Here is an 11,746-nt window from a genome sequence, read left to right as displayed (position 1 = left end):
CTGAAATTTTAGGTAATGTATTTAGGACTTATATCGTTTCCGATGCAACCGGAAATACTATCAAATGTCTCGAAACTACGATCGCCTAATACCCATCCTAAAACTCCTGACCCAAAGTGGTCAACGGCTATCCACAGCGAGATTTTGTCTGTGTTTTTTCACATAAGTCTGTAATTCATCGAGCTCACCGACTTGGGACTCATCATCAGCGATCGATTGACGATCGCATTTAACACAAATGTAGTTATGTTTTCCTTTTTTATTACCTTTTCTACGGCTATGGGTTGATTTGCACTCGCTTTCATTGCATGGTGATTCCACTTATTAATACTCTAATTATGCAACGCCCAAATCTCCTATGAAGACTAACGGCGATCGCAATTCACTCTGTCTTACCTGCTGTTGGAAGAAACTGTGGAGCGATCTGACTCCTAACCTAAATATTTATTTGTACTTTTTTGAAGAAATGTAAAAAATAATAATTTTTAGTTAAAAATTCTAATTTTGCTTAAAGTGCAGGCTAGTCTTTATATTAGAGGGTACATCTACTTAGAAAGTGATAATTGCTAAAAAAAATGTGTATTAATTATTAAAAGAGGCTGCAAGGATGATTAACTTAGCCGGCTACGAGATTACCAACCAAATTCATGAGAGTAACAATTCTTTAGTTTACCGAGGACTGAGAAAGCAAGACAACCAACCAGTCATTCTCAAATTCCTCAAGCAAGATTATCCGATGCCAGCTTCGTTAGTCAGATACAAGCAGGAATACGAAATTACACGCAATCTTAACCTAGAAAGTGTGCCTAAAACCTACAGCTTAGAAAGATATCAGAACAGTTTAGCTATTATTTTCGAGGATTGTGGTGGACAATCATTAAAGCAGGGGTTGGCTTCTCAAAAACTTACCTTAGAAGAGTTTTTGTTAACAGCTATCAAAATAACCAGAGCTTTAGCCCAAATCCATCAACATAACATTATTCATAAAGATATTAACCCCAGCAATATTATTATTAACTCGACAACAGGGCTAGTCCAAATCATAGATTTTGGCATCTCTACTGTCTTATCGCGTGAGAATCCTACCCTAAAAAATCCTAATGTTTTAGAAGGCACTCTGAGCTATATATCGCCGGAACAAACAGGTAGAATGAACCGAGCGATCGACTACCGCACGGATTTTTACTCGTTAGGAGTCACTTTTTACGAACTGCTAACGGGGCAACTGCCCTGCGATTACAGCGATGCAATGGAATTAGTCCACTGTCATATTGCTAAACAAGCAGTAGCGCCCCAGGAAATCAATCCAGAAATTCCTAAAGCGGTTTCTGATATTGTAATGAAACTGTTAGCAAAAACTGCTGAAGCCAGATACCAAAGTGCTTGGGGAATTATCGCAGATTTTGAAGAATGCCTGCAACAATTACAAACTCAGGGAAGTATTGCAGATTTTGCGATCGCCCAAAAAGATATTGCAGATAAGTTTCAAATCCCCCAAAAACTCTATGGTAGAGAACGCGAAATTGAAACCTTATTAGCAGCCTTCGGGCGCGTCAGCAATGGCACAACAGAAATTATGTTAGTGTCTGGTTACTCAGGCATTGGTAAATCAGCCTTAGTGCAAGAAATTTATAAACCGATTACTAAGGCAAGCGGTTATTTTATTGCCGGGAAATTCGACCAATTTCAACGAAATGTTCCTTATGCGGCTGTTGTCAAAGCTTTTGGGTCCTTAGTCAAGCAACTATTAACTGAAAGCGAAACGCAACTCACCACTTGGAAAGAAAAACTTTTAGCGGCGTTTGGTGATAACGGTCAAATCATTATAGATGTCATTCCCGACGTAGAACTCATTGTTGGCAAACAACCACCAGTCCAAGAATTAGGTGCTAGCGAAGCACAAAACCGCTTTAATTTAATATTTCAAAAATTTATCCGCGTGTTTTGCTCAGTTGAGCATCCTTTAGTCATCTTTTTGGACGATTTGCAATGGGCTGACTCCGCTACTCTGAAATTGCTGGAAATAATGATGGCGGATGAAGGAACAAAATATTTATTTTTAATCGGCGCGTATCGGGATAACGAAGTAAATACCAATCATCCATTAATTATAACGCTGGATTTGCTTCGGACTAAAAGTGCGATTATTAATAACATTACTCTAACTCCTTTAGCCCTGGAACACATTAGCAACCTAATTGCCGATACGCTACATACTAAGGCAGTAGGGCAGTTAGCAGAATTAGCCATCAAAAAAACTTCTGGCAATCCCTTCTTTGTCAATCAATTTTTCATAACCCTGTTTCAAGAAAACTTACTGAAGTTTATTCCTCCCTCTCAAGGCAGTCACGCCCAATGGCAATGGGACATCGATCAAATTGAGGCCATCGGAATTACTGATAATGTTGTGGAGTTAATGATTCGCAAGTTAAGAAAACTTTCTCCCGCAACCCAAAAGGTTTTGCAGTTAGCTGCTTGTGTCGGTAATACATTTAATTTACATACTCTTTCTATCATTCAAGAAACAACAGCAACCGTAACTTATTACGACCTTTTACCTGCGATTCAGGAAGGATTAGTATTGCCTATTTCTGAATGGGAAACTACACCCGAAGAAATAATAGAAGCTCGCTTAGTAATTCTTTCCTTTAAATTTCTTCATGACAGAGTGCAACAAGCGGCTTATGCCCTCATTCCCGAAGAGGAAAAAAAGGAAACTCATTTAAAAATAGGTCAATTAGTTCTCAAGGATACTGCCGAGAAAGAATTAGAAGAGAAAATCTTTGATATTATTAACCATTTGAATAGAGCTGCAGAACTCCTAACCAGTTCTAAATCAATTTATGAACTTGCAAAGTTGAATTTAATCGCTGGTAAAAAAGCTAAGGCTTCGGCAGCTTATGAACCCGCTTTAAAATATCTGACTGCGGCGATCGAAATATTGCCAGAAAATATTTGGGAGCAAGATTATCGGTTAATTTTTGAGTTATACCAAGAACAGGCAGAGTGCGAATATCTTTGTAGCAATTTTGAAAAAGCCGAAGAACTTTTCGATCTACTGTTAACTAAAGCTAAATCTAATTTAGATAAAGCAGCGATTCAAAATATGCGCTTAGTATTTTATGATAATACTGGCAAATATATAGCGAACCTTAAAGTAGGTTCAGAAGCCTTAAAAGATTTAGGGTTAAACTGGCCTAACAATAATGACGAACTGTTAGCGCAATTAGAATTAGAGTTACAGACCTATCGCACCCACCTCCAAACAATTAAAATAGCAGATTTAATTGATGCTTCTGCAATGCAAGACCTAGAAATTATGGCTTGTATGCAGATATTGATGAATATGACTGGGCCTGCTTATTTTACTGACCAAGACTTACTCGCTTTGACTACATTGAAGATGGTGAATCTCTCCATCCAATATGGCAATTCTAATGTATCTCCTCATGGCTATGCGTTCTGGGGAGTTTTAGCTGGATCGAGATTAGGGGATTATGAAGCGGGTTATCAGTTTGGTAAATTAGCGATAGAGTTGAATGAAAAACTTAATAATTTTAAGTTAATCTGTAAAGTTTCTAATTTATTTGCTGGGTTAATCGGTCACTGGCGCAGCCATTTGCAAACGAATGTATCTATTTTTAGAAAAGGTTATCAAGCCGGGATTGAAACAGGGGATATTTATGCTTGCTATATTGCGTACAATTCTATTTTGCAAAAAATTTTAATGGGAGAAGAATTAACGAGCGTTCTGGAAGAATCTTATAAATATACCGAATATTTACTAAAGATCAAAAATCAAGTCTTTGTAGAGGCACAAATGATGTGCCAGCATTTTGTCTTTAATCTACAAGGTTTGACAGCAGATAAATTCTCCTTGAGCAGCGATCGCTTTAATGAAGATGGCTGTATGCAAATGGGGCAGGAAAGTCAGTTTTCCCCCGGCATAGCATTGTACAGGACATTGAAAGCTCAACTTTTTTTCCTGTATGGAAACTATGCTGAAGGGTTGAACGCAGCTAAATTAACTGAAGAAATGCTCCCCTTTACAATCGGACTCGCTAACGAATCAGAACATTATTTTTACCATTCTTTGATTCTATTGAATGTTATTCTTCAAGCCAGCCCTATAGAAAAAGCAGAGTATTATTCAAAGCTGGCAATAAATCAAGAAAAAATGAAAATTTGGGCGGATAATTGTCCGGAGAACTATTTACATAAGTATCTGCTCGTTGAAGCAGAAATAGCGCGGGTAGCTGGGAAAGATTTAGAAGCCTTTGATTTATACGACAAAGCGATCGCTTCGGCTAGAGAAAACGACTATATCCAAAACGAAGCTTTGGCGAACGAACTAGCGGCTAAATTCTGGTTAGCTAAAGGCAAAGAAGATTTTGCCCAACTTTATATCCAAAAAGCTCACTATGGCTACCAGCTTTGGGGTGCTAAACGCAAAGTAGAGGATTTAGAGGAAAAATACCCCCAATTACTAGCTAGAACATCAGCCAAAACCATTACTAAAACAACAGTTACCCAAACAACTCAGCCTACTACCACTAGCACTAATTTAGGAGATACACTAGATTTAGCCACAGTAATGAAAGCTTCTCAAGCAATTTCAGGTGAAATAGTTTTGAGTAAGTTGCTGGAAAGGTTGATGAAGATTGCGATCGAAAATGCAGGCGCCCAAAAAGGCTTTTTAATTTTAGAAAAAGCGGGAAACTGGGCGATCGAGGCAGAAGGTTCGGTGAAGGAGGATGAAGTTAGCGTGCTGCGATCGCTTCCCCTGAATGTAGAAGCAGCTTCTGAGGAAACGCCAAAACTGGCAAGTGCGATCGCCCACTACGTCATCCGCACCCAGGAAAACGTGGTATTAAATAACGCCACCCAAGAGGGACAATTTACCCGCGATCCTTATATTGCAGCCACTCAACCGAAATCGATTCTCTGCACTCCTCTGCTGCACCAAGGCAAACTGACAGGCATTCTTTACCTAGAAAATAACTTGACAGAAGGAGCTTTTACTACAGATAGACTAGAACTGTTAAAATTGTTATCGGCCCAAATAGCCATTTCCATTGAAAATGCCCAACTCTACAATAACTTGCAGGAGTTCAATCAAAACTTAGAGCAATTAGTGAGCGATCGCACCCACGAATTATCCAACACGCTGGATGCTTTAAAAGCGACTCAAAGTAAGCTAGTGGAATCTGAAAAAATGGCCTCGCTGGGAGGATTAGTTGCTGGGGTAGCCCACGAAATTAATACTCCCATCGGCGTTGGTGTCACCGTTGCCTCAGCTTTGGCAGAACACACCACAGAATTTGCTTCTACTTATAACAGTGGCAAAATGAAGCGCTCCGAGCTAGAAGAATTTTTGGATATAGCCACCCAAAGCAGTAACGCCCTTTTAACTAATCTAAATCAGGCTGCGGCATTGATTCAGAGCTTTAAAGAAGTGGCAGTCGATCGATCGAGCGAAGAACGACGAACTTTCTTGGTAAGAGATTATCTCGATGAAATTTTAATCCAATTAAAACCCAAATTGAGAAATAGCAAACATTCGATCGAAATTAAGGGAGACACCAAAATTGCCCTAGATTCTTATCCAGGTGCATTATCACAAGTTGTCACAAATTTGCTGATGAACTCTCTGATTCACGCTTACGAACCGGGCGTTACTGGAAAGCTGGCTTTTGATTGGCAGCAAGAGGGCGATCGGCTTAGATTTGAATATTCCGATGATGGTCAAGGAATTCCCCCAGAAAATTTGAGTAAAATTTTCGAGCCCTTCTTTACTACCAAACGCGGTCAGGGTGGTAGCGGGTTGGGATTGCATATTGTCTACAATTTAGTTACCCAAAAACTTCTGGGTGAAATAGAATGTAAAAGTGAGGTCGGAGTAGGCACAAAATTTATTATTAAGCTACCCGTCCAAATCGATTCAAAACCGTAGTTTCCTAAATCTAAACATCAGTATTAAACATAGGTAAGCAGCAATGGACAATATTTACGGTTTTTCAACTAAAGAATCCTCTCAAAAAATGCTATTGGTTGAAGGATTTAACTCAGATGCGGGTATAGGCATATCTGACGATCGATCTAGTAACTATAACAAGCCGTACAAATCTCCTCTGAAGACCAAGGGCGATCGCCCTTCACTCTGTTCTGCCTGGTTTTGGAGGATGCTGCGATCGCCCTCCTAAAATGAATCTTTATTTGTATTCTTTTTAAGAAATGTTAAGAATTTTTTTTTTAGTAAATCTTAAGTTTTTCTGAAAGTGCAGAGTAAAATTAGGTATCAGAGCATACATCTACTTATAAATTGACACTTCCTCAAAAACTTGTGTATTAATTATTAAAAGAGGCTGCAAGGATGATTAACTTAGCCGGCTACGAGATTACCAACCAAATTCATGAAAGTAACAATTCTTTAGTTTACCGAGGACTGAGAAAGCAAGACAACCAACCGGTCATTCTCAAATTCCTCAAGCAAGATTATCCGATGCCAGCTTCGTTAGTCAGATACAAGCAGGAATATGAAATTACACGCAATTTTAACCTAGAAAGTGTACCTAAAACCTACAGCTTAGAAAGATATCAAAACAGTTTAGTTATTATTTTCGAGGATAGTGGTGGAGAATCACTAAAGCAGGGGTTTGCTTCTCACAAAATTACCTTAGAAGAGTTTTTGTTAACAGCTATTAAAATAACCAGGGCTTTAGGCCAAATCCATCAACATAACATTATTCATAAAGATATCAATCCCAGCAATATTATTATTAACTCGACAACAGGGGTAGTCCAAATCATAGATTTTGGCATCTCTACTGTTTTAAATCGCGAGAATCCTACCCTAAAAAATCCTAATGTTTTAGAAGGCACTCTCAGCTATATATCGCCAGAACAAACAGGCAGAATGAACCGAGCGATCGACTACCGCACTGATTTTTACTCGTTAGGAGTCACTTTTTACGAACTGCTAACGGGGCAACTGCCCTGCGATTACAGCGATGCAATGGAATTAGTGCACTGTCATATTGCTAAACAAGCAGTACCGCCTCATGAAATCAATGCAGAAATTCCTAAAGCGGTTTCTGATATTGTAGTGAAACTGTTAGAAAAAACGGCAGAAAAAAGATACCAAATTGCTTGGGGAATTATCGCAGATTTAGAAGAATGTCTGGAACAACTACAGGCTAAAGGAAGGATTGTAGATTTTGCGATCGCTCAAAAAGATATTACAGATAAGTTTCAAATACCTCAAAAACTTTATGGTAGAGAACGCGAAATAGAAACCTTATTAGCAGCCTTCGGGCGCGTCAGCAATGGCACAACAGAAATTATGTTAGTGTCGGGTTACTCTGGCATTGGCAAATCAGCCTTAGTGCAAGAAGTTTATAAACCGATTACTAAGGCAAGCGGTTATTTTATTGCCGGGAAATTCGACCAATTTCAACGCAATATTCCTTACTCAGCTATTGTTAAAGCTTTTGGGTCCTTAGTCAAGCAACTCTTAACTGAAAGCGAAACGCAACTGGGCGCCTGGAAAGAAAAACTTTTAGCGGCGTTTGGTGATAACGGTCAAATCATTATAGATGTCATTCCCGACGTAGAATTCATTGTTGGCAAACAGCCACCAGTCCAAGAGTTAAGTGCTACAGAATCGCAAAACCGTTTTAATTTAGTATTTCAAAAATTTATTCGGGTGTTTTGTTCAGTCGAACATCCCTTAGTCATTTTTCTAGACGATTTGCAATGGGCTGACTCCGCTACTCTGAAACTGCTGCAAGTAATGATGGCAGATGAGGAAACGAAATATTTATTTCTAATGGGTGCTTATCGAGATAACGAAGTGGGCCCGACGCATCCCTTAATCATGACTCTGGAGGCGCTGCAAAATCAAGGCGCGACTATTAACCACATTACCTTAACTCCCTTAGATATCGAACATATTACTAACTTGATAGCTGATACTGTACGGAGGGATAGAGGCTCAGTCATCCTCCTAGCTGAGTTAGTCGTCGGTAAAACTCAAGGCAATCCTTTTTTTGTCAATCAGTTTCTCAGAACTCTCTATGAAGAAAACCTCCTGCTTTTTAATTCTGAGCAAAGAAACTGGGATTGGAATATTTCAGAAATTGAAGCCGTAGGGATTACCGATAACGTCGTTGAGTTGATGGTCGGTAAATTGAGAAAAATGCCAGCTTCCACTCAGCAGGTTTTACGGTTAGCCGCTTGTGTGGGCAATAGTTTTGACGTAAATACTCTCTCGATTGTCAACGAAAAATCTACCGCGGAAACCTTTCAACAGCTATTGCCAGCCATCCAAGATGGATTAATTATAGCCACTTCTGAACTCGGGGTAACAGAAGAAGAAATTGTTCACTCTCATCTGGTCATTACTACTTATAAGTTTTTGCACGATCGCGTGCAACAAGCAGCTTATGCTTTGATTGAGCCAAATTCTAAAAAAACAGTTCACTTGCAAATTGGTCGCTTGCTTTGGCAAAACACCTCCTCAGAGAAACGAGCGGAAGAAATATTTGCGATCGTCGATCATTTGAATTTAGGAATTGAACTGGTTAGCGATGAATCCGAACGCACTGAAATTGCAAAACTCAATTTAATCGGAGGTCAAAAAGCCAAAGCTGCAACGGCTTATGCTGCGGCTACCGAATATTTGCAAGCAGGGCTGAGACTGTTAGTAGAAAATAGCTGGACTCATCATTACGAACTGACATTAGCGTTGCACGAGGGAGCAGCAGAGGTAGCTTTTTTGAGAGGTGATTTTGAAGGAATGCAGAGAGTTGTTGAGATAGTCCAAAACTTCGCCAAAACGCTGCTGGACAAAATAAAAGTGTACGAAGTCCAAATTCAAGCTTATATAGCTCAGAACAAGTTACTAGAAGCAGTTAATACGGCGCTACAAGTCTTAAAGCTGTTGGGAGTAGAATTTCCTTCTAAAGCGAACCCGTCAGATATTGGGCAAGCACTAGGAGAAACAGCGGCAATTTTGAACGGGAAGCGAATTGAGGATTTAGTTGACCTGCCTCAAATGATCGAGCCCTATAAATTAGCAGCCATGAGACTTATGTCAAGTATCTTTGCTGCTGCATACGTTGCTGCGCCCGAACTATTGCTTTTGACGGTGTGCAAACAAGTAAATTTATCCGTTCAATATGGTAATGCTTCCGTGTCGGCCTTTGCTTATGCCAATTATGGTTTTTTTCTTTGTGGCATTGTTGGAGATATTGATTCTGGTTATCAGTTCGGTCAATTGGCTTTAAGTCTAGTGTCCAAGTTAAATGCTAAAGAAATCCAAGCTAAGACAGTTGGCATAGTAAATATATTCATCCGACCTTGGAAAGAGCATCTTAGAGAAACCTTAGAACCTGTCGTGTCAGCTTACGCTAGCGGCATGGAGACGGGAGATTTAGAATGGGCTGCCAATAATCTACTCTTGTATTCCTATTGCGCTTACTTGAGCGGCAAAGAACTGACTACCCTGGAAAGAGAGATGGCAATCAACAGAGATGCTATTCATAAAATTAAGCAAAAAGTAGCGCTTAATTATATAGAAATCTATTGGCAGGCTACCTTAAATTTGCTCGGAAAAAGTGAAAATCCCTGTTTTCTAAAGGGTGAAGTCTGCAATGAGCTGATCAGGTTGCCATTGTACCAGCAAGCCAACGACAAAACGGGAGTTGCCTATATATATTGGAACAAACTTTTACTTAGTTACTGGTTTGAAAATTACTCAGAAGCGATTAAAAATACTGCCATAGCAGAGAAGTATTTAGACGTAGTGGTAGGATTGCCTCTTGTTCCTCTCTTCCATTTTTACGATTCTCTGGTGCGGTTGGCGGTGTATTCTGATACTCCACCGTCAGAACACCAAGGCATTCTTGACAGAGTACAAGCCAATCAAGAAAAAATGCAGAAATGGGCGCATCATGCTCCTATGAATCATCTGCATAAATTATATCTAGTAGAGGCAGAACGGCATCGCGTTTTAGACGAAAAAATAGAAGCGATTGAGATGTACGACAAGGCTATTGCCCTTGCAAAAGAAAACGAGTACATCAACGAGGAAGCACTTGCTCACGAACTCGCCGCTAAATTCTACCTCTCATGGGGTAAAGAAACGATCGCCCAAGTTTATATGCAAAACGCTCATTACAGCTACCAGGTCTGGGGCGCTATAGCTAAAGTTGAAGATTTAGAAAAGAAATACCCCCAATTACTAGCTAGAACATCAGCCAAGACAACAACTCAAACAAAAGTTAACCGAAAAACTACCACGCCTACTACCACTAGCACTAATTTGGGAGATACACTAGATTTAGCCACAGTAATGAAAGCTTCTCAAGCAATTTCAGGTGAAATCGTTTTGAGTAAGTTGCTAGAAAGATTGATGAAGATTGCGATCGAAAATGCAGGCGCCCAAAAAGGCTTTTTAATTTTAGAAAAAGCGGGAAACTGGGCGATCGAGGCAGAAGGTTCGGTGAAGGAGGATGAAGTTAGCGTGCTGCGATCGCTTCCCCTGAATGTAGAAGCAGCTTCTGAGGAAACGCCAAAACTGGCAAGTGCGATCGCCCACTACGTCATCCGCACCCAGGAAAACGTGGTATTAAATAACGCCACCCAAGAGGGACAATTTACCCGCGATCCTTATATTGCAGCCACTCAACCGAAATCGATTCTCTGCACTCCTCTGCTGCACCAAGGCAAACTGACAGGCATTCTTTACCTAGAAAATAACTTGACAGAAGGAGCTTTTACTACAGATAGACTAGAACTGTTAAAATTGTTATCGGCCCAAATAGCCATTTCCATTGAAAATGCCCAACTCTACAATAACTTGCAGGAGTTCAATCAAAACTTAGAGCAATTAGTGAGCGATCGCACCCACGAATTATCCAACACGCTGGATGCTTTAAAAGCGACTCAAAGTAAGCTAGTGGAATCTGAAAAAATGGCCTCGCTGGGAGGATTAGTTGCTGGGGTAGCCCACGAAATTAATACTCCCATCGGCGTTGGTGTCACCGTTGCCTCAGCTTTGGCAGAACACACCACAGAATTTGCTTCTACTTATAACAGTGGCAAAATGAAGCGCTCCGAGCTAGAAGAATTTTTGGATATAGCCACCCAAAGCAGTAACGCCCTTTTAACTAATCTAAATCAGGCTGCGGCATTGATTCAGAGCTTTAAAGAAGTGGCAGTCGATCGATCGAGCGAAGAACGACGAACTTTCTTGGTAAGAGATTATCTCGATGAAATTTTAATCCAATTAAAACCCAAATTGAGAAATAGCAAACATTCGATCGAAATTAAGGGAGACACCAAAATTGCCCTAGATTCTTATCCAGGTGCATTATCACAAGTTGTCACAAATTTGCTGATGAACTCTCTGATTCACGCTTACGAACCGGGCGTTACTGGAAAGCTGGCTTTTGATTGGCAGCAAGAGGGCGATCGGCTTAGATTTGAATATTCCGATGATGGTCAAGGAATTCCCCCAGAAAATTTGAGTAAAATTTTCGAGCCCTTCTTTACTACCAAACGCGGTCAGGGTGGTAGCGGGTTGGGATTGCATATTGTCTACAATTTAGTTACCCAAAAACTTCTGGGTGAAATAGAATGTAAAAGTGAGGTCGGAGTAGGCACAAAATTTATTATTAAGCTACCCGTCCAAATTGATTCAAAACCCTAGTTTCCTAAATCTAAACATCAGTAACGCAGAAAG

Annotated in this window: 3 protein-coding genes; all 3 read left to right on the top strand. The window is 40.0% G+C overall.

Annotated elements, in window-relative coordinates; genetic code table 11:
- Positions 1 to 607 precede the first annotated feature (607 nt).
- The 3 genes from E5S67_RS09010 (at position 608) to E5S67_RS09000 (ending at position 11,713) form a co-directional block, all read left to right on the top strand.
- Positions 608 to 5,953: a trifunctional serine/threonine-protein kinase/ATP-binding protein/sensor histidine kinase gene (locus E5S67_RS09010; RefSeq protein WP_172186705.1), complete on the top strand. Its 5,346-nt coding sequence runs from the start codon at positions 608 to 610 to the stop codon at positions 5,951 to 5,953.
- Positions 5,954 to 5,996: 43 nt separating this feature from the next.
- The gene (locus E5S67_RS09005) at positions 5,997 to 6,203 is read left to right on the top strand and encodes a hypothetical protein (RefSeq protein ID WP_172186704.1); all 207 of its coding nucleotides are present in this window, start codon (positions 5,997 to 5,999) and stop codon (positions 6,201 to 6,203) included.
- Positions 6,204 to 6,373: 170 nt separating this feature from the next.
- Positions 6,374 to 11,713 (top strand): trifunctional serine/threonine-protein kinase/ATP-binding protein/sensor histidine kinase, encoded by a 5,340-nt coding sequence (locus tag E5S67_RS09000; RefSeq protein WP_172186703.1) that lies wholly within the window; start codon positions 6,374 to 6,376, stop codon positions 11,711 to 11,713.
- Positions 11,714 to 11,746: the final 33 nt, after the last annotated feature.

The sequence above is a fragment of the Microcoleus asticus IPMA8 genome (assembly GCF_013179805.1).
Classification (GTDB): Bacteria; Cyanobacteriota; Cyanobacteriia; order Cyanobacteriales; family Microcoleaceae; genus Microcoleus; species Microcoleus asticus.
The sequence above is the reverse complement of the archived record's forward strand: the minus strand, read 5'-3'. Positions and strand labels throughout refer to the sequence as shown.

Coding starts and splice junctions, on each gene's coding strand:
- E5S67_RS09010 (WP_172186705.1), top strand. CDS start 608: ATGATTAACTTAGCCGGCTACGAGATTACCAACCAAATTCATGAGAGT.
- E5S67_RS09005 (WP_172186704.1), top strand. CDS start 5,997: ATGGACAATATTTACGGTTTTTCAACTAAAGAATCCTCTCAAAAAATG.
- E5S67_RS09000 (WP_172186703.1), top strand. CDS start 6,374: ATGATTAACTTAGCCGGCTACGAGATTACCAACCAAATTCATGAAAGT.